The 18,714-nt window shown below is 71.1% G+C and carries 16 protein-coding genes and 1 riboswitch; of the genes, 14 read left to right on the top strand and 2 right to left on the bottom strand.

All coding sequences use genetic code 11. The features are described 5' to 3' along the window. The first annotated feature begins 7 nt into the window (after positions 1 to 7). The 9 genes from ACIOD1_RS19990 to ACIOD1_RS19950 all read left to right on the top strand — a co-directional run bounded on the left by ACIOD1_RS19990 (position 8) and on the right by ACIOD1_RS19950 (position 11,761). Positions 8 to 817, top strand: coding sequence for a c-type cytochrome (locus tag ACIOD1_RS19990; RefSeq protein ID WP_365613692.1), 810 nt, complete (start codon positions 8 to 10; stop codon positions 815 to 817). Continuing rightward, on the top strand, positions 814 to 1,872 hold the full coding sequence (locus ACIOD1_RS19985) for a Rieske 2Fe-2S domain-containing protein (RefSeq protein ID WP_365613689.1): 1,059 nt from the start codon (positions 814 to 816) through the stop codon (positions 1,870 to 1,872). Before ACIOD1_RS19990 ends, ACIOD1_RS19985 begins: the two co-directional genes overlap by 4 nt. Next, complete coding sequence (locus ACIOD1_RS19980; RefSeq protein ID WP_365613686.1) at positions 1,869 to 3,500, top strand: cytochrome bc complex cytochrome b subunit; 1,632 nt, start codon at positions 1,869 to 1,871, stop codon at positions 3,498 to 3,500. The genes ACIOD1_RS19985 and ACIOD1_RS19980 overlap by 4 nt, the downstream gene beginning before the upstream one ends. A gap of 452 nt (positions 3,501 to 3,952) precedes the next feature. Further along, positions 3,953 to 5,002 (top strand): polyprenyl synthetase family protein, encoded by a 1,050-nt coding sequence (locus tag ACIOD1_RS19975; RefSeq protein ID WP_401903648.1) that lies wholly within the window; start codon positions 3,953 to 3,955, stop codon positions 5,000 to 5,002. Further along, complete coding sequence (locus ACIOD1_RS19970) at positions 4,999 to 5,910, top strand: hypothetical protein (RefSeq protein ID WP_401903646.1); 912 nt, start codon at positions 4,999 to 5,001, stop codon at positions 5,908 to 5,910. The genes ACIOD1_RS19975 and ACIOD1_RS19970 overlap by 4 nt, the downstream gene beginning before the upstream one ends. Next, entirely contained in the window at positions 5,907 to 7,313 is a 1,407-nt protein-coding gene (locus tag ACIOD1_RS19965) for a cytochrome P450 (protein ID WP_401903643.1), read from the top strand. The genes ACIOD1_RS19970 and ACIOD1_RS19965 overlap by 4 nt, the downstream gene beginning before the upstream one ends. Then, positions 7,310 to 8,671: a cytochrome P450 gene (locus ACIOD1_RS19960; protein ID WP_401903641.1), complete on the top strand. Its 1,362-nt coding sequence runs from the start codon at positions 7,310 to 7,312 to the stop codon at positions 8,669 to 8,671. Before ACIOD1_RS19965 ends, ACIOD1_RS19960 begins: the two co-directional genes overlap by 4 nt. 196 nt (positions 8,672 to 8,867) lie before the next feature. Then, positions 8,868 to 9,932, top strand: a complete 1,065-nt coding sequence (gene trpD / locus ACIOD1_RS19955; RefSeq protein ID WP_401903639.1) for an anthranilate phosphoribosyltransferase — start codon at positions 8,868 to 8,870, stop codon at positions 9,930 to 9,932. 107 nt (positions 9,933 to 10,039) lie between these two features. After that, positions 10,040 to 10,156, top strand: a riboswitch (SAM riboswitch). A gap of 222 nt (positions 10,157 to 10,378) precedes the next feature. Then, complete coding sequence (locus ACIOD1_RS19950; RefSeq protein ID WP_365613668.1) at positions 10,379 to 11,761, top strand: aminotransferase class V-fold PLP-dependent enzyme; 1,383 nt, start codon at positions 10,379 to 10,381, stop codon at positions 11,759 to 11,761. A gap of 381 nt (positions 11,762 to 12,142) precedes the next feature. On the opposite strand, the gene ACIOD1_RS19945 is transcribed toward ACIOD1_RS19950, so the two are convergent. Both ACIOD1_RS19945 and ACIOD1_RS19940 read right to left on the bottom strand, forming a co-directional pair. Beyond that, positions 12,143 to 12,424 carry an Lrp/AsnC ligand binding domain-containing protein gene (locus ACIOD1_RS19945; RefSeq protein WP_365613666.1) on the bottom strand — a complete coding sequence of 94 codons (282 nt, stop codon included), beginning with the start codon at positions 12,422 to 12,424 and terminating at the stop codon, positions 12,143 to 12,145. Continuing rightward, entirely contained in the window at positions 12,421 to 13,143 is a 723-nt protein-coding gene (locus ACIOD1_RS19940; RefSeq protein WP_401903636.1) for a rhomboid family intramembrane serine protease, read from the bottom strand. Before ACIOD1_RS19940 ends, ACIOD1_RS19945 begins: the two co-directional genes overlap by 4 nt. Before the next feature lie 125 nt (positions 13,144 to 13,268). Here ACIOD1_RS19940 and ACIOD1_RS19935 point away from each other — a divergent pair, with 125 nt between their 5' ends. The 5 genes from ACIOD1_RS19935 (at position 13,269) to ACIOD1_RS19915 (ending at position 18,713) form a co-directional block, all read left to right on the top strand. Further along, the gene (locus tag ACIOD1_RS19935) at positions 13,269 to 13,508 is read left to right on the top strand and encodes a hypothetical protein (RefSeq protein WP_249771655.1); all 240 of its coding nucleotides are present in this window, start codon (positions 13,269 to 13,271) and stop codon (positions 13,506 to 13,508) included. Positions 13,509 to 13,547: 39 nt separating this feature from the next. Beyond that, the gene (locus ACIOD1_RS19930; RefSeq protein ID WP_365614976.1) at positions 13,548 to 14,912 is read left to right on the top strand and encodes an NYN domain-containing protein; all 1,365 of its coding nucleotides are present in this window, start codon (positions 13,548 to 13,550) and stop codon (positions 14,910 to 14,912) included. A gap of 286 nt (positions 14,913 to 15,198) precedes the next feature. Then, positions 15,199 to 16,239 (top strand): NlpC/P60 family protein, encoded by a 1,041-nt coding sequence (locus ACIOD1_RS19925; protein ID WP_401903634.1) that lies wholly within the window; start codon positions 15,199 to 15,201, stop codon positions 16,237 to 16,239. Positions 16,240 to 16,486: 247 nt separating this feature from the next. Next, on the top strand, positions 16,487 to 17,551 hold the full coding sequence (locus tag ACIOD1_RS19920; protein WP_365613657.1) for an NlpC/P60 family protein: 1,065 nt from the start codon (positions 16,487 to 16,489) through the stop codon (positions 17,549 to 17,551). A gap of 34 nt (positions 17,552 to 17,585) precedes the next feature. Further along, a complete protein-coding gene (locus ACIOD1_RS19915) occupies positions 17,586 to 18,713 on the top strand; it encodes a hypothetical protein (protein ID WP_401903631.1) in 1,128 nt (375 codons plus the stop codon). The last annotated feature ends 1 nt before the right edge of the window (position 18,714 follow it).

Here is an 18,714-nt window from a genome sequence, read left to right as displayed (position 1 = left end):
GTAATCCGTGAAAAAGCTCTCCGCACGACGACGCCATCCGCTGGCGGCGGTCGTCGTTCTACTCTTCGCGCTGGCGGTCACGGGGGGGCTGTACGCCGCCTTCGCGCCCGCGCGCACGGCGCAGGCCGATGAAACCGCCCAGTCCCTCGCCATCGAGGAGGGCAAGAAGCTCTACGCCGTGGGCTGCGCAAGCTGCCACGGAACCGGCGGTCAGGGTTCCTCTGACGGCCCGAGCCTGGTCGGGGTCGGCTCCGCGGCCGTCGACTTCCAGGTGAGCACGGGCCGCATGCCGGCCCAGCAGCCCGGCGCCCAGGTGCCGAAGAAGCCGGTCATCTACAGCCAGGCCCAGGTCGACCAGCTCGCGGCGTACGTCTCCTCGCTCGGCGCGGGTCCGATCACGCCGACCGAGAAGCAGTACGACCCGGCCGGTGCCGACATCGCCAACGGTGGCGTCCTGTTCCGCAACAACTGCGCGCAGTGCCACAACTTCACCGGCGAGGGCGGCGCCCTGACGCTCGGCAAGTACGCCCCGAACCTTGAGGACGTCGAGCCGAAGCACATCTACGAGGCCATGCTCACCGGCCCGCAGAACATGCCCTCCTTCCCGGACAGCACCATGCCGGAGAAGCAGAAGAAGGACATCATCGCGTACCTCCAGAACGTCAACGGCGAGAAGGCGACGAACCCCGGTGGTCTCAAGCTCGGTGGCCTCGGCCCCGTCTCCGAGGGTCTCTTCGGCTGGATCTTCGGTCTGGGTGCGTTGATCGCTGTCGCCGTCTGGGTCGCGGCCCACACCGCTAAGGCCAAGAAGTCATGAGTAGCCAAGAGATTCCCGAAGAGAAGCACCTGCCGAGCGTGCAGGGCGACGCCCACCACGGTGGGGTAGCGGTCGCGGACGACCCGTTCGCCGACCCGGGCCTTCCGGTCCACCGGCCGCGCATCCAGGACCTCGACGAGCAGGCCGCCAAGCGGTCCGAGCGTACGGTCGCGATGCTGTTCACGCTGTCGATGTTGGCCACGATCGGCTTCATCGCCTCCTACGTGATCTTCCCGGTGGACAAGATCGTCTACATCTTCCCCGTCGGGAAGGTGAGCGCGCTCAACTTCAGCCTGGGCCTCACCCTGGGCGCGGCGCTCTTCTGCATCGGCGCGGGCGCGGTCCACTGGGCCCGCACCCTGATGTCCGATGTCGAGGTCGCCGCCGAGCGCCACGAGATCGCGGCCCCGCCGGAGGTCAAGGCGCAGGTCATGCAGGACTTCCGGGACGGCGCGAGCGAGTCCGGCATCGGCCGGCGCCCGCTGATCCGGAACACGATGCTGGGCGCGCTGGCGATGCTGCCGCTGTCCGCCGTCATGATCCTGCGCGACCTGGGCCCGCTGCCCGAGGACAAGCTCCGCAAGACCCTGTGGTCCAAGGGCAAGCTGCTCATCAACGACAACACCAACGAGCCGCTGCGTCCCGAGGACGTGCTCGTCGGGTCGCTGACCTTCGCCCGGCCGGAAGGCCTGGAGGAGGAGCAGCACGACTTCCAGACGCAGATCGCCAAGGCTGCCCTGATGATCGTCCGGATCAAGCCGGAGGACATCAAGGACAAGCAGGAGCTGGAGTGGTCCCACGAGGGAATCGTGGCCTACTCGAAGATCTGCACCCACGTCGGCTGCCCGATCAGCCTGTACGAGCAGCAGACGCACCACGTGCTCTGCCCGTGCCACCAGTCCACCTTCGACCTCTCCGACGGCGCCCGTGTCATCTTCGGTCCGGCCGGTCACGCGCTTCCGCAGCTGCGGATCGGCGTGAATGACGAAGGCTTCCTCGAAGCGCACGGCGACTTCGAAGAGCCCGTCGGTCCTGCATTCTGGGAGCGCGGATGAGCACTGCCACCGAGTCCAAGACGGCGCGCAAAGCGCCGGCCGGCGAGCGCGTAGCCGACTGGGCGGACGGCCGCCTGGGCATCTACGGCCTCGCCAAGGCCAACATGCGCAAGATCTTCCCGGACCACTGGTCCTTCATGCTGGGTGAGATCTGCCTCTACAGCTTCATCATCATCATCCTCACGGGTGTGTACCTGACGCTGTTCTTCCACCCGAGCATGAACGAAGTCGAGTACCACGGCTCGTACGTGCCCATGCAGGGCGTCATGATGTCCGAGGCCTTCGCCTCGACGCTGAACATCAGCTTCGAGGTGCGTGGCGGTCTGCTGATCCGGCAGATCCACCACTGGGGCGCGCTGATCTTCGTCGCGGCCATGGTCGTGCACATGATGCGCGTCTTCTTCACGGGCGCGTTCCGCAAGCCCCGCGAGATCAACTGGATCTTCGGCTTCCTGCTGCTGGTCCTCGGCATGTTCACCGGTTTCACCGGTTACTCGCTGCCGGACGACCTGCTCTCGGGTACCGGTGTCCGCTTCATGCAGGGCGCCATCCTGTCCGTCCCGGTCGTCGGCACCTACCTGTCGATGTTCCTGTTCGGCGGGGAGTTCCCGGGCGGCGACTTCGTCTCGCGGTTCTACTCGGTGCACATCCTGCTGCTGCCCGGCATCATGATGGGCCTGCTGGTGGCCCACCTGATCCTGGTCTTCTACCACAAGCACACCCAGTTCGCGGGTCCCGGCAAGACGAACAACAACGTCGTCGGCATGCCGCTGCTGCCGGTCTACATGGCCAAGGCCGGAGGCTTCTTCTTCCTGGTCTTCGGTGTCATCGCGGCCATCGCGGCGATCGCGTCGATCAACCCGATCTGGGCGCTCGGCCCGTACCGCCCGGACCACGTGTCCACCGGTGCGCAGCCCGACTGGTACATGGGTATGCCGGAAGGCCTCATCCGAGCCATGCCGGGCTGGGAGATCAACCTGTGGGGGCACACGCTCGTCCTGGGCGTGTTCATCCCGCTGCTGCTCTTCCCGCTGGTCCTGGGCGCCATCGCCGTGTGGCCGTTCATCGAGTCCTGGGTCACCGGCGACAAGCGCGAGCACCACATCCTGGACCGCCCGCGCAACGTCCCGACCCGTACGGGCTTCGGTGTCGCCTGGATCGCGGAGTACATCGTGCTCCTCATCGGCGGCGGCAACGACATGTTCGCCCAGTACTTCCACCTGTCGATCAACTCGATCACGTGGTTCGTCCGGATCGGCTTCTTCGTCGTCCCGGTGCTGGCGTTCATCGTCACCAAGCGGATCTGCCTCGGCCTCCAGCGCCGGGACCACGACAAGGTGCTGCACGGTCGCGAGACCGGCGTCATCAAGCGTCTGCCGCACGGTGAGTTCGTCGAGATCCACGAGCCGCTCTCGCAGGGCCAGCTGCACAAGCTGACCGCGCACGAGCAGTACCGCCCGATCGAGCTCGGCCCGACGGTCGACGAGAACGGTGTCGAGCGCAAGGTGAAGGGCATGGAGAAGCTCCGCGCGAAGCTCAGCAAGGGCTTCTACGCGGAGAACCACCAGATCCCGAAGCCCACGGTCGAGGAGTACAAGGAGATCCAGGAAGGCCACGGCCACCACTGATCTCCCGCCTGTCGCCACAGACGCACGCGTGCCCCGCTGGTCCTCCAGCGGGGCACGCGTGCGTTTGCGTGCGCCCGCGCCCGCGCCCGATCGCGTCCGCGGCTGGAAGAACGGCTCAAAGCTTATTAAGGGTGGCTTGAATTCCATTCATGACCGCACGGGTCCGGTCGAATTCTCTTCCGGGATGATCAAAAGTGTGGTTAGAGTGGAACGAACGGGGTCACTGGCGTCTCGGGGGAGACGCGATGCCAGTGTGATGCAGGGACGCTTCCGGCGTTCCTGGAAAAGTCTCGGTGGTGCATCCCCCGCACGGCCGACATAACTCTTCGCCGCCTGCGCGGGCCTTACGGCACACCTGTGTCCGGAATTCCGCTGCGTCCGCGTCCGCGCCCACGGCCGAAGACACGAGAGGGGTCATTCCCATCACGATGCCGACAACACTCGAAACCGGCATGGGCGTGTATGAGGTCCGACAGGAGGTCGACGCGGTCCTCGAAGAATTCTTCACCGCCAAGAAGATCGCGACAGAGCACTCCGAATTACGCGACCTGACGGACATGCTCCGCGAATTCATTGCAGAAGGCAAACGTCTGAGGCCCCTGCTCTGCGCGGTCGGCTGGCTGGCCGTCGGAGGGACCGGCGACCGTGACGTGCTCCTGCGCGTCGCCGCCTGCCTGGAGCTGTTCCACTCCTTCGCCCTGATACACGACGACGTGATGGACCGCAGCGCCACCCGGCGCGGCCGGCCCACCGTCCACCGGGCCCTGGCGGACCGCCACCCGGCCCCCGAGGAACCCGGCCGGTGCGAGCGGTTCGGGGAGAACGCCGCGATCCTCCTCGGGGACCTCGCCCTGGTGTGGTCGGACGAACTGCTCCTCGGCGGCCACATGACGCGCGACCAGTCGCTCGCAGTCCTGCCCCTCGTGGCCGAGATGCGCACCGAGCTGATGCTCGGGCAGTACCTGGACCTGTGTGCCACCGGAGAACTGACCTCCGACGTGCAGGCGACCCTCCAGGTCAACCGCTTCAAGACCGCGAAGTACACCATCGAACGCCCCCTGCACATCGGGGCCGCCCTGGCCGGCGGCGGCGCGGAGGCCATGGACGCCTTCACTCGCTACGCCCTTCCGCTGGGCGAGGCCTTCCAGCTCCGCGACGACCTGCTCGGCGTCTACGGAGACCCCCGCGTCACCGGCAAGTCCCGGCTCGACGACCTGCGCGAGGGCAAGCGCACCACCCTCCTCGCCCTCGCTCTGGGCGCCGCGAACCCGCGGCAGGCCGCCCGGCTGCGCGCCCTCGTCGGCCAACCGGACCTCGACGAGGCGGGCGGCGAGGAGATCCGGTCCGTGTTCGCCGCCACGGGCGCCCGGCCGGCGGTGGAGCGCATGATCACGGACCGCCGTGACCGGGCCGTCCGGGCCCTGGAGGCATCCCCGTTCACCCCCCAGGCGATCCGTGTCCTGGCGGACATCGCCGTGACGGCCACTGTGAGGAACTCGTGACGACCGCAAGCACGCCCGTGAACGCGACCGCCGGCATGATGCCCCGCTGGGAGGCGAGCACCCGGCGCTTCCAGGAGGTCTTCACCCGGGACTTCCCCTCCGCGCCCCGGATGTGCCCGCTCTCCGCCCAAGAGCTGCGCGAGGTCATCGACGCCTGCAACGAGGCGGTGGCGCCGCTCGGCAAGACCATCTCGGACGAGCGCTGGATCTCGTACATGGACGTCGTCCGATGGTCGCAGAGCGCCCGGCACATCAAGGACATGGAAGCCTTCAAAGCGGTCTGCATCCTCAACTGCGTCACCTTCGTGTGGGACGACATGGACCCCGCCCTCCACGATTTCGACGCCTTTCTCCCACAGATCCGCCGCATATGCGAGAAGTACTACACGGAACAGGACGCCTGGTTCGCCTATGAGGCCGCACGGGCTTTCGTCGTCAGCGACAACATGTTCCGCGATTCCGATACCAAGAAGGCGCTCTGCGCGACGTCGCCGGAACAGTACTTCCGGTTCAGGGTCACCGATGTGGGGGTGGACTTCTGGATGAAGATGTCGTACCAGATATATGGCCACGCGCCCTTCTCGGAGCATGCCAAGACCGGTCTCGCCGCACGGATGACCACGCGCGGCCTGGCGATAGTCAACGACTTCTATTCCTACGATCGGGAAGTCGCCCTCGGGCAGGTCACCAATTGCTTCCTGCTCTGCGACGTCGGTGACGACGAGGAATTCCAGGCCTTCTTCGACGCCCGCCTGGCGGACATCGAGGAGGACGTCCGCTGCATCAAGACCTTCGATCCGGTCACGCGGGACATCATGCTGGACCTCATCTACGGCAACTTCGTCTGGACCACCGGCAACAAGCGCTACAAGGCGGCCGTCAACAGCGTCAACTCCCGCATCCGGTGAGGGGCGAAGACACGGCGGCCCGGTCCCGTACCGCCGAAGCACCCGAACGGGCCTGGACGGTGGCCACCGCCCCCGGCGCGCTTCCCCTGCTCGGGCACACCCTCGCGCTCTGGAAGGACCCCCTCGGCTTCCTCGCCTCCCTGCCCGCCCACGGCGACCTCGTGGAACTGCGGCTCGGGCCGAGACGGGCCTACCTCGCCTGCGACCCCGAGTTGGTCCGCACCGTCCTGCTCAACCCCCGCCGGTTCGACAAGGGCGGGGTGTTCGACAAGGCGCGCCAACTCCTCGGCAACAGCCTCTCGGTCTCCCGCGGCGAGGAGCACCGCCGGCAGCGACGGCTGATCCAGCCCGCCTTCCAGCCGGCCCGGATCGCCGAGTACACCGACACCGTCGCCGCCGACACCGCCCGGGTCATCGAAACGTGGCGGGCGGGGCGGACGCTGGACGTCTCCGACGCCATGCACGTCCTCCTGATGCGGGTCGCCGCCCGGACCCTGTTCTCCACCGGGCTGGACGAACGGACCACCGACGAGGCCCGGGAATGCCTGCGGACCGTGTCCCGGGGGATCTACAAACGGACCGTCGCGCCGCTGGGCCTCATGGAGAAGCTGCCCACCCCCGGCAACCGCCACTACGACCGGTCCAACCACAGGCTCCGGCAGATCGTGGAAGAGATGATCACGCAGCGACGGGGCCGGCCGGCCGGCGGCACCGACCTGCTCTCCATCCTGCTGGCGGTCGAGCGGCCGGACACGGGGGAGCGGTTGACCGACGCCGAGGTGCTCGACCAGGTCGTGACCTTCCTGGTGGCCGGCAGCGAGACGACGGCCTCGACCCTCGCCTTCGTCTTCCACCTGCTCGGCCGGCACCCCGAGGCGGAGGAGCGGACGCACGCCGAGATCGACCGGGTGCTGGAGGGACGGCCGGCCGCCTTCGCGGACCTCCCCCGCCTGGAGTACACCCGTGGAGTGATCACCGAGGCGCTGCGGCTGTACCCGCCGTCCTGGCTGTCGACCCGGGTCACGGCCGAGGACACCAGGATCGGGGACCGTGACATCCCCGCGGACACGATGGTCCTGTACAGCTCCTACGCCCTCCACCACGACCCGCGGCTCTTCCCCGACCCGGAGCGCTTCGATCCGGAACGCTGGCTCGGTGACCGCGCCGCGCAGGTACCGCGCGGCGCGCTGTTGCCCTTCGGAGCCGGTAGCCACAAGTGCATCGGCGACGTCCTGGCACTGGCCGAGACGACGCTCATCACCGCCACGATCGCGGGCCGTTGGCGGCTGCGTCCGGTGCCCGGCACCGAACTGCGGCCCCAGCCGAAGGCCACGCTCGAACCAGGGCCCCTGCCCATGCTGTGCGAACCGCGCGGCACAACCCGTGAGGACGACACGGTATGAGGACCGCCGAGAACACGTCGCCGCCCCGCACCTGGCAGGTGGCCACGGCGCCCGGGGCGATCCCCCTGCTGGGCCACGCCCTGCGCATGGGCAGGGATCCGCTGCGCTTCCTGTCCTCGCTGGCAGACGGAGCGGACCTCGTCGAACTGCGGATCGGACCCAACAGGGCCTTCCTTCCCTGCCACCCCGACCTCGTCCAGCAGGTGCTGGTCAACGCGCGCGTCTACGACACGGGCGGACCGGTCAAGGACAAGGCCCGTCCCATCCTGGGCAACGGACTGATCACCTCGGACTGGGCGGACCACCGCCGGCAGCGCCGGCTGGTCCAGCCCGCCTTCCACACCGCGCGGATCGCCGCGTACGCGGAGGTCATGCAGGAGGAGGTCCGGGCGCAGGCCGACCGGTGGAGGGCGGGACAGGTCGTCGACGTGAGCGAGGTGGCACAGGCCCTCACCGCGCGCGTCACGGCACGGGCCCTGTTCTCCACGGACATCGCCCCGCGGGCCGTCGCCGCGATCCAGCACGGACTCCCGGTCATCGTGCGCGGGGCGTACCGCAACGCCGTCGACCCGACCGGGCTCGTCGGCAGGCTCCCGACCGCGGCCAACCGGCAGTACGCGCGGGCCCTGCGGGGCATGCACCGGCTGATCAACAGGATCGTCGAGGAGTACCGCAGGAAGGGGGAGGACCGGGGGGACCTGCTGTCGGCGCTGCTGGCGGCCGAGGATCCGGCCGGGGGCGGACGGCTCTCCGACCAAGAGGTCCACGACCAGGTGATGACCTTGCTGCTCGCCGGCATCGAGACCACGGCCAGCGCGCTGACCTGGGCGTTCCACCTACTCGGGCAGAACCGCGAGGTGGAGTCGCGGCTGCACGCCGAAGTGGACCGGGTGCTGGGGGCGCGGCCACCGGTCTACGCGGACCTGCCGGCCCTGGGATACGCGCAGCGGGTCTTCACCGAGACGCTGCGGCTGTACCCGCCCGCCTGGCTCTACACCCGGACCACGACCGTGGCCACGGAGTTGGGGGGCCTGGAACTCCGGCCGGGCGACGACATCCTGATCAGCCCGTACGTTCTGCACCGGCTGCCCGGTCTCTTCTCCGACCCGGAGCGGTTCGACCCGGACCGCTGGCTCCCCGAGCGGGCCAAGGACGTGGCCCGGGGCGCCTACCTGCCGTTCGGCGGGGGGAGCCGCAAGTGCATCGGCGACGTCTTCGGGATGACGGAGGCCACGCTCGCCCTGGCGGCCGTCTCCTCCCGCTGGCGGCTGCGGCCGTTGCCGGGCACGCGCGTCGTGCCGCGGCCCCAGATGAGTCTGACCTCCGGGCCGCTGCCGATGAGGGTGGAGGCGCGCTGACGATGCCGCTCACGGTGCGGGCGCGCTGACGCCGAGCGCGGGCCCGGGAACACCCGGACGGCGGCGCGGGGCGCCCCGCGTCGCCGTCCGCGCCCGTCCGGGTCCTGGGACGGGACCCTCCGCGTCTCCCGGGCTGGATAGGCTGGGGGCCGCCCCCCATCGGCGCGGAATTTTCAACCAGCAGCAGGAGCGGACCATGAACGTTGTGACCCCGACAGGCGGCGACAGCGTGGCGGCCCGTGGCTGGCCGGCCCTCCTCGACGCGCTGCTGACCGGTCGGGACCTCGGCGCGGACGACACCGCCTGGGCCATGGACCGGATCATGCGGGGCGAGGCCACGGACGCCCAGATCGCCGGTTTCGCGGTCGCGCTGCGGGCCAAGGGGGAGACCGTCGCGGAGATCAACGGCATGGTGCGCGCCATGTACGAACACGCCAACCTGATCGAGGTCCCGGGCCGCACGGTGGACATCGTCGGAACCGGCGGGGACGGCGCGAAGACGGTCAACATCTCCACGATGTCCGCCCTCGTGGTGGCCGGAACGGGTGCCAAGGTCGTCAAGCACGGGAACCGGGCCGCGTCCTCCGCGAGCGGTTCCTCGGACATCCTGGAGAAGCTCGGCGTCAATCTGAACCTCACCCCCGCACGGGTGGTCGAGGTCGCCGAGGAGGCGGGCATCACCTTCTGCTTCGCGGTGAAGTTCCACCCGGCGCTGCGGCACGTGGCCGCGGCCCGCAAGGAGTTGGGCATCCGGACCACCTTCAACTTCCTCGGCCCGTTGACCAACCCGGCCAAGGTGCGCGCCCAGGCCACCGGCGTGGCCGACGCCCGGGTCGCCCCGATCGTGGCGGGGGTGCTCGCCGAGCGGGGCTCCTCGGCGCTGGTCTTCCGCGGCGACGACGGCATGGACGAGCTGACCACCACCGCCACCTCGACGGTGTGGTGGGTCCGCGAGGGCACTGTGACGGAGCTGCCGTTCGACCCGCGCGACATCGGGATCCCGCTCGTGGACGTGTCGCGGCTGCGCGGCGAGGACGCCTCGTACAACGCGGACGTCGCCCTCCGCCTGCTGGCGGGCGAAACCGGGCCCGTCCGGGACGCCGTCCTGCTGAACTCGGCGGCGGCCCTCGTGGCGCTGGACCCGGGCGCGGGCTCGCTGGAGGAGCAGCTCGCGGCGGGCGTCGTCCGGGCGGCGGAATCCATCGACTCGGGTTCCGCACAGGCGGCGCTGGAGCGCTGGGTGGCCGCCACCCAGCGGTAGGCCGTCTCCGGCCCCGGCGGCCGGCGGCGCCGCGCGGACGAAGACCCCGGTCCACATCGTGGACCGGGGTCTTGCGCTCCGCCGATCTTGTGGCAGGATTCTCGGCAGGTCACGAGTGACAGCGTTTAGGCCCCGGCTTGCTGTCCGGCAACCCTCCTTCCGTGGCGGGGTGCCCCGGGTGATGACCAGGCCGTAGGCAGTGAGGTCTACGGCAAGCGCGGATCCCTCGAACACCAGGGGTCCTGGTCTCTCGAGGAGCGTTTTCCGTGAGCAAGCGAATGCGATAGGGCTCCCAGCCCCTTCTTCAACCCTCGGATCAGGGTCACTTTCGTGTACCCCCACACCATTCCGAGGCAATTCCCGTACGCCGTCCGGCCGTCGAGCCGTCGTACCCGCGTACGGGCACACCGAAGCCATTCCCCTCTGCCCCGCCGGGAGATACCGCCATGTCCACGACCCTGAACGCCGCCGCCGCCCCCGTGACCGCCGCCGACCCCGCCTGTGCCGAGCCGCTGGCGGTCCTCGGCCGTGACGTCACCGTCCCGCTCGTCACCGGTGGCGAGGTCACCTACGCCGCCCTCGACTACGCGGCCAGCGCGCCGGCCCTCCAGCGGGTCTGGGACGACGTCGCCGCGTACGCCCCGTACTACGGCAGCGTCCACCGCGGCGCCGGCTACCTCTCGCAGCTGTCCACCGACCTCTTCGAGCAGAGCCGTGTCACGGTCGCCGAGTTCCTCGACTGCCGGCCCTCCGACCAGGTGGTCTTCACCCGGTCCACGACCGACTCGCTGAACCTGCTCGCCGCCGCGCTGCCGGCCGACTGCCAGGTCTTCGTCTTCGAGACCGAGCACCACGCCTCGCTCCTGCCGTGGACCGACGCCCGGGTCACCTACCTCAACGCCCCCCGCACCCCGGCCGAGGCCGTGGCCACGCTGGAGCGGGCGCTCGCCGACCGTGAGCCGTACGGGCCGGCGCTGGTCTGCGTCACCGGCGCCTCCAACGTCACCGGCGAACTGTGGCCGGTCAAGGAGCTGACCGCCGCCGCGCACGCCCACGGCGCGCGGATCGTCCTGGACGCCGCCCAGTTGGCCCCCCACCACGCCGTCTCCGTGCGCGAGCTGGACGTCGACTGGATCGCCTTCTCGGGACACAAGCTGTACGCGCCCTTTGGCTCCGGCGTCCTCGCCGGCCGCGCCGACTGGCTCCAGCAGGCCGAGCCGTACCTGGCCGGGGGCGGCGCCTCCCGCAAGGTGGCCCGTCGCGAGGACGGCGGCGTCGAAGTCGAGTGGCACACCACCGCCGCCCGTCACGAGGCCGGCTCCCCGAACGTCATCGGCGTCTACTCCATCGCCTCCGCCTGCCGCGCCCTGAAGGAGGCCGGGTTCGAGAACCTGGTCGCCCGTGAGAACCGGCTCATCGCCGAGGTGCGCGCGGGCCTCGCCGAGGTCCCGGCCGTGCGCGTGCTGTCCCTCTTCGGGGACGACGCGCCGCGCGTCGGCGTCATCTCCTTCGTGGTCGACGGCTGGAACAGCTCCCACTTCGCCGCCGCGCTGTCCGCCGAGTACGGCATCGGCGTCCGCGACGGCCTCTTCTGCGCGCACCCCCTCGTCCGCACCCTCCTCGGCAGCGAGCCGCAGGAGCCGGGCGAGTGCGGAGCGCCCGAGGCGGCCCCGGGCGAGCGCTCGCTGAACGCGATCCGCGTGAGCTTCGGCGCCGGCACCCCCGACGAGCACGTCGAGCGCTTCCTGCGGGCGGTCAAGGAACTCGTCGCGGACGGCGCCCAGTGGCAGTACCGCACCGAAGAGGGCCGCTGCGTCCCCGCCGTCTGACATGACCATCGCTCCAGCGGAGTTCGTCCACCGCCGGCCCCGCGACCGGGCCGAGGCCCTCGCGGTGATGGGCGCGGCAGCCCAAGACCCGTACGGGGGGTACGCCTGCGACGGCGACGCGCACCGGACCCCGGAGCTGGTCCGTGACTGGTGGCGCGAGCGGGGCGCGGTGCGCGAGTGGGCCGTTCGGCTGGACCGGGTGTGGTCGGTGTCGCGGCGCCCCGAAGAGCGGGAGGCCGCCGGCGCGGCACGTGCGTACGTGGCCCACATCGACGGGGACTTGGCCGACCACCTGCGCGGTTGTCGCTTCCGGCTCCGCGAGGGGCGCGGGCCCCGGCCGGGGGGAGAGCCTGCCGGGGCTGTGAGGGGGAAGGCGGGGGCTCAGGCGTCCAGACCGATGGCGAAGGCCGCTTCCAGGTCGTGCTGGGAGTAGGTGCGGAACGCCACGTGCGTGTCCGTGGCCTCCACGCCCGGGATCTTGCTGATGCTGCCCGGGATGATGTCCGCGAGGTTCTCGTGGCGCGCGACGCGGACCAGGGCGATCAGGTCGTACGTACCGGTGACGGAGTAGACCTCGCTGACGCTTTCCAGCTGCGCGATGGACTCGGCGATCTCGGGGATGCGGTCCACGCTGGTCTTGATGAGCACGATCGCGGTGATCACGGTTGGATGTCTCCCTCGCTGGCAGTCACTGGTCGTCTCACTCTAGTCGTACGCCGATATCGAGCCCACGCGTACAGGAACCCCACCGAGAAGCCCACCACGTGGGCCAGGTAGGCCACCCCCGGCCCGCTCCCCGCGCGGTGCGCGGCCAGCCACTGCAACCCGAACCAGAACATCAGCACGATCCAGGCGGGGAAGCGCAGCGGCAGGAACAGCAGGAACGGGAAGAGGCTCGTCACCCGGGCCTTGGGGAAGAGGCAGAGGAAGGCCCCGAGCACCGCCGAGATGGCTCCGGACGCGCCGACCAGGGTCTGGTCCGAGGAGGCGTTGGCCGCCGCGTACGCCGCCAGCGCGAGGTATCCCGTACAGACGTAGAACACGAGGAACGGCGCCCGCCCCATCCGCTCCTCCGCCATCGCGCCGAAGACGTGGAGGAAGAGCATGTTCCCGAGCAGGTGCAGCCAGCTGCCGTGGACGAAGAGCGCGGTCAGCGGGGTCAGCAGGGGGCGGCCGGCGCCGGAGAACAGCTCGTCGGGGACCACCCCCCAGTGCCGGAAGTACTCCGTGCCGGTGACCAGCAGCCGATCGCCGGTGCCGTAGGTCGGATTCAGGCCGGATGCCGGGCTCATGACGAAGACCAGGCAGCAGCTCGCGATCAGGGCGTACGTGACCACCGGGCCCCGGGCGGCCTCGCGCAGGGTGCGCCACTTTACGATCATGCAACCGAGCATGACGCAGGTGGACCCCCCTGAGGGTGGTGCCAGGCCGTAGGGTTACGAGCTGCGGTCCGCGATCCTCCGCGGACCGCTTTAATTGAATGAGCTACGAAGGAGAGAGCGGCCTGATGACGGTTCCCCTGCCGACCGACACCACCCGGTGGCGCTGCACGCTGTGCGGCAACCTCACGCGGTTCGACGTCACCCGTTCGTCGAAGGTCGTGGAGTACGTCCACTTGGACCTCGCCGGGGAGCCGAAGGTCGAGGAACGCGAGGTGGTCAGTGAGACCATCGAGTCGGTCCGCTGCCGCTGGTGCAACGCGGTGGACCAGATCGAACTCGTGGACAGGCCGGGCGCGGACTCCTGACGGAGCCCGGCCCACAGTAGATCACGGTAGGGGTGACGGATTGTGGAGCCAGCAAGCGGCGCTGAGCCGGCCGACGCGGCCGGCGACGCCGCGGAGGTCCTCGACCGCCCGCTGCCGGAAGGCGTGCGGCGCCGGGTCGTCGCGCTCGTATCGGACGCCTTCGGCGGACTGACGGTCGCGGACCTCCCGGCGCAGCTGCGGCAGTACGCCCGTTTCACGCCGAGCCGGCGCGCCAAGTTCGCCGGCAACGCCATGGCCGCGGCCGTGGAGGTCGACGGGGTCTTCCGCGGCCGGGTCGCGGAGAAGCTGCGCGAGGGCCAGCCCGAGCTGGCGGGCGCCCTGGAGACGGGCGCCCCGCCCGCCGCCGCCGACCCGCTGGACGTGGCCGCCGCCGCGTACGTGCTGCGTCCGGCCGGCTGGGTCAAGCTCGTGGCCGCCGCCGGCGAGGAGGCGCAGCGCGCCGACGCCGAGCGGGTGGGCGACGAGACCCGGCGGGAGCTGGCACGGCTGCGCGAGGAGCTGGCCCAGCTGCGCGACGTCCAGCGTTCCGGCGGTGAGCAGGTGCGCGCCGAGCTGGACGCCGCCCGCAAGGAAGCGGAATCGCTTCACCGCAAGCTCCGCAGCGCCTTGAGCGACGTCAAGCGGGGCGAGGCGGCCCTGCGCAAGGTCAACGCCGAGATCGACGGGATCCGCGGGGAGGCCGCCGCGCAGGTGGCCTCCGCCGAGAGCGAGTCCCGGCGGCTCAAGTCCCGCCTCGCGGAGGTGGAGTCGGCGTTGGAGACCTCGCGCCGGTCCACCCGTGAGGGGCGCAGCATCGAGGACATGCGGCTGCGGCTGCTGCTGGACACCGTGCTGGACGCGGCGGCGGGTCTGCGCCGCGAACTGGCGCTCCCGCCGGTCTCGACGCGGCCCGCGGACACGGTGGAGGCGGTGGAGCCGGGCCGGATGACCCCGAAGGACATCGCGGCGCGGGCCCTGTCGGAGACCGATCCGGCCCTGCTGGACCAGTTGTTGGCGCTGCCCCAGGCCCATTTGGTGATCGACGGCTACAACGTGACGAAGACCGGCTATCCGACGATGCCGCTGGAGAAGCAGCGGCTGCGGCTGCTCGGCGGGCTGTCGATGTTGGCCGCGCAGACGGGCGCGGAGATGACCTGTGTCTTCGACGGGGCCGAGCTGGCGGCGCCGGTGCTGCTCGCGCCGCCGCGCGGGGTGCGGGTGCTGTTCTCCAAGGCCGGCGTGACGGCGGACGAGCTGATCCGCCAGTTGGTGCGGGCCGAACCGCCGGGCCGGCCCGTGGTCGTGGTCTCCACCGACCGCGAGGTGGCCGACGGGGTGGCGAAGGTGGGTGCCCGCCCGGTGACCTCCGCGCTGCTGCTGAAGAGGCTCGCCCGGGTTTCGTAGTCCCTGGGCCTTCTGTCCCTCCGTGCAACTGCCGTCCTCAATGCCGGATTTAGGGGCGCACGGAGGGAACGTTGCGTCAACTGCCCGGCACGGAGCGTGCGGCGAATGTGAAGAAGCCGGTCGGAGAGCGGATTTTTGCCTCCGGGGATTTGAACTGATCACGGGCGGGTCACTAGGGTCTGTTCAAACCTTCGTACGGTCGTTCACCCATTCGGGGTGTCGGCGGAGGCGCGCTGCCGAGTGTGCGACCGTCCTTCGGCGGCTCCAGAAGAAGGAGCTCGCGTTCGTGGCGTCCCACCGTCGACCCAAGCCGCCGACCCGCACCCGCGTGAGCGTCCTCACCGCCCTCGCCACCGCGGCCGTCGCCCTTTCCACCCAATCGGCCATGGCCGCGCCGGAGAAGCCCACCAAGGACGAGGCCAAGGCGCAGGTCGACGCCTACTACGAGGAGTCCGAACAGGCCGGTGAGAAGGCCAATGCGGCCAAGGATCGGCAGGACAAGCTCGAAAAGGAGATCGGACAGCTCCAGGACCAGGTCGCGCGCGGTCAGGCCGACCTCAACGACCTGCGCAACACGCTCGGTTCGATGGCGACGGCCCAGTACCGCGGCGGCGGCCTCGACCAGTCCATGACGCTGTTGCTCTCCGAGGACCCCGAGAGCTACCTCGACAACTCCTCCGCGCTCCAGCAGTTGAGCGGCAAGCAGGTCGAGGCCATATCCAAGATCCAGGCCAAGCAGCGCAGCCTGGCGCAGCAGCGCGCGGAGGCCGCCACCAAGCTCGCCGACCTCGACGCCACCCGCAAGGAGCTGGCCGAGAAGAAGAAGACCTCGCAGGCCAAGCTCGCCGACGCCCAGGCCGTCCTGAACTCGCTGACCGCCGAGGAGCGCGGTCAGCTGAAGAGCCAGGAGGCCAAGGAGGGCCAGGACGCCGCCAAGGCCGCCGGCGGGGGCACCACCACCAAGCCCGTCAAGGGTTCGGGGCGGGCCGCTGACGCCCTCGCCGCCGCGCTGACGCAGGAGGGCAAGGGGTACAACATGGGCTCCACGGGCATGGCGTACTGGGACTGTTCGAGCCTGGCGCAGTGGGCCTACGCGCAGGCCGGCGTCCAGATCAGCCGCACCACCTACACCCAGGTCAACGACGGCACGCGCATCGGCATGAGCCAGCTCCAGCCCGGTGACCTGGTCTTCTTCTACGACGACCTGCACCACGTCGGCCTCTACGCGGGCAACGGCCAGGTCTTCCACGCCTCCAACCCCCGGGGCGGCGTCAAGTACGAGGCCATGCGGAACATGCCGTTCCAGTTCGGCGTCCGCGTCAACTGACCCACCCGTCCGCCCGCCCGGGGCAACGCGCCGCACGCCGCCCATCCGGGCGAATTGCGTGGCCCCGCTGTGACCTCACGCCCCACCGGTGACCTGCGTCTCCGGTGGGGCGTCACTGTGCGTGCACCCCGGAGGTCGTTGGTCGGCGTGTGCCGACGCGGCTACTGTCTGCCAGCGCGCAACCCGGCACACGGCCGCCCACGGAGGGCGGACCCGGGTACCGCGCAGCGGAAGGGAGCGGTTCCACGTGGCGTCCCATCGCCGTACCGGCCTCACCGGCCTCGACCGGAACACCAAGGTCACCGTCTTCACCGCCGCCGCGGCCACCGCGGCCGTGGCCATGACGGGAGCACCGGCCCTCGCGGCCCCCGAGCTCCCGCACGAACCCGCCGGCAGCGCCCGCGCCCAGGTCGACCGGCTCTTCGAGGAGGCCGAGCAGGCCACCGAGCGGTTCAACGAGGCGGGCGAGAAGTCCGACCGGCTGCGCGGGGACATCGGCCGCGCCCAGGACGAGGTGGCCCGGGGCCAGGAGCGGATCAACACCATGCGCGGGGTGCTCGGCACCTTCGCCGGGGCCCAGTACCGCTCCGGAGGCCTCGACCCCACCGTCGAGCTGATGCTCTCCGAGGACCCCCGCGACTACCTCGACAAGGCCGCCGTGCTGACTCGGCTCAGCGGACGCCAGGCCCAGCAGCTCGGCGAACTGCGCGAGGAGCAGCGCCGGATCGGCCAGCAGCGCGAGGAGGCCGGCCGCAAGCTCGGTGAACTCGAAGTCCTGCGCGCCGAGGTGGCCCGGCACAAGCGGTCCGTCACGGCGAAGCTCGCCGAGGCCCGCCGGCTGCTCAACGCGATGCCCTCGGGGGAGCGGGCCGACTTCGAGCGGGCCTCGCGCTCCGGCGGGCGGGCCGGCGGGCTCCCGGACCTCACGGAGTCCGCCTTCGCGGGCGGCGGCGGTGGCCGGGCCTCCGGGCGGGCCATGACCGCGGTGATGGCGGCCCGGGCCGCGGTCGGCAAGCCGTACGTCTGGGGCTCCACCGGCCCCTCCGGCTTCGACTGCTCGGGGCTGATGGTGTGGTCCTACCGGCAGGCCGGGGTCTCCCTGCCGCGCACCTCGCAGGCCCAGCGGCACGCGGGCCGGCAGGTGCCGCTCTCCCAGGCCCAGCCCGGGGACCTGGTGACCTACCGGTCGGACGCCAGTCACGTCGGCATGTACGTCGGCAACGGCCAGGTGGTGCACGCCCCGTACCCGGGAGCCCGGGTGCGCTACGACCCGGTCGGGATGATGCCGGTCTCCTCGGTCACTCGACCCTGACGGCGGACGCCCGCCGGCCGCGTACGATCGGCCGATGCATCCGGTCCGGCGCGCGCGGCGCCTCCCGCCGCTCCTGACGGGCGTGCTGTGCGTCCTGCTCGCGTCCTGCGCCCCGGCCCCCGCACCGGGGCCGGACGCCGCCGAGCGTGAGGTGCGACGGGCCGTCGCCGACTGGTCCGCGGCCCCGCCGGCCCGGCTCGCCGGGATCCCCCTCGAAGGCTGGTCCTACGAGGTCGACTCCGTCCGGCGGGACGGCGTACGGGCCCTCGTCCGCGCCCGGCTGCGCTACCGCCTCGCCGGCTACGACCCCGCCCCCACCGGATCCGCCCGCGACGTGGAGCTGACCCGGGACGGCCCCGCCTGGAAGGTCACCGCCGACCGGCCCGCCCCGGGGGCGCCGCCGCAGCTCTGGGACCAGGGCGAGCCGGCCGTCGTGCGGGGTACGGCCTCCCTCGTGCTCGGCGTCGGCCAGAGCGCCGGCACCCTGGCCGCGGTGGGCCGCGAGGCAGACCGGGCGGTGCCCGCCGTCGCCGCGGCCTGGCCGGGGCCGTGGGCCCGCCGGGTGGTCGTGCTGGTCCCCGGCTCCCTGGACGCGATGGCCGCCCTGCTGGGCCGGCCCGCCGACACCTACCGGGGGATGGGCGCCGTCACCACCGGCGAGACCGGCCGCGGCCCCGCCCCCGCCGACCGGATCGTGGTCAACCCGGAGGGCTACCAGGGGCTGAGCGAGGCCGGCCGGCGGATCGTCCTGACCCACGAGAGCGCCCACGTCGCCACCCGCGCCGCCACCTCGGCCAAGACCCCGCAGTGGCTGTCCGAGGGCTTCGCCGACTGGGTGGCGTACCGGGGGAGCGCCCTCACCCCGGCCGAGGCCGCGCCCACCCTCACCCGGGCCGTACGGCGCGGTGAGCTGCCCGGCGCGCTCCCCGACGGCGCCACCTTCGCCTTCGGCGGCGACCCCGAGGGGCTGGGGCGGGCGTACGAGGGCGCCTGGCTGGCCTGCCGGCTCATCGCGGACCGCTGGGGCGAGCCGGCCCTGCGGACGCTGTACGAACGCGCGGGCCGCGAGCCGCTCCCGACCGCCCTGGAGGCGGCCCTCGGCGTGGACCTGCCCACCCTCACCCGGGACTGGCGGGCGGCCCTGCGGGACCGACTGCGCTGAG

The sequence above is a fragment of the Streptomyces sp. NPDC088097 genome (assembly GCF_044741845.1).
In the GTDB taxonomy this organism is placed as follows: Bacteria; Actinomycetota; Actinomycetes; order Streptomycetales; family Streptomycetaceae; genus Streptomyces.
The sequence above is the reverse complement of the archived record's forward strand: the minus strand, read 5'-3'. Positions and strand labels throughout refer to the sequence as shown.

Coding starts and splice junctions, on each gene's coding strand:
- ACIOD1_RS19950 (WP_365613668.1), top strand. CDS start 10,379: ATGTCCACGACCCTGAACGCCGCCGCCGCCCCCGTGACCGCCGCCGAC.
- ACIOD1_RS19940 (WP_401903636.1), bottom strand. CDS start 13,143: ATGATCGTAAAGTGGCGCACCCTGCGCGAGGCCGCCCGGGGCCCGGTG.
- ACIOD1_RS19980 (WP_365613686.1), top strand. CDS start 1,869: ATGAGCACTGCCACCGAGTCCAAGACGGCGCGCAAAGCGCCGGCCGGC.
- ACIOD1_RS19960 (WP_401903641.1), top strand. CDS start 7,310: ATGAGGACCGCCGAGAACACGTCGCCGCCCCGCACCTGGCAGGTGGCC.
- ACIOD1_RS19985 (WP_365613689.1), top strand. CDS start 814: ATGAGTAGCCAAGAGATTCCCGAAGAGAAGCACCTGCCGAGCGTGCAG.
- ACIOD1_RS19935 (WP_249771655.1), top strand. CDS start 13,269: ATGACGGTTCCCCTGCCGACCGACACCACCCGGTGGCGCTGCACGCTG.
- ACIOD1_RS19915 (WP_401903631.1), top strand. CDS start 17,586: ATGCATCCGGTCCGGCGCGCGCGGCGCCTCCCGCCGCTCCTGACGGGC.
- ACIOD1_RS19975 (WP_401903648.1), top strand. CDS start 3,953: ATGGGCGTGTATGAGGTCCGACAGGAGGTCGACGCGGTCCTCGAAGAA.
- trpD (WP_401903639.1), top strand. CDS start 8,868: ATGAACGTTGTGACCCCGACAGGCGGCGACAGCGTGGCGGCCCGTGGC.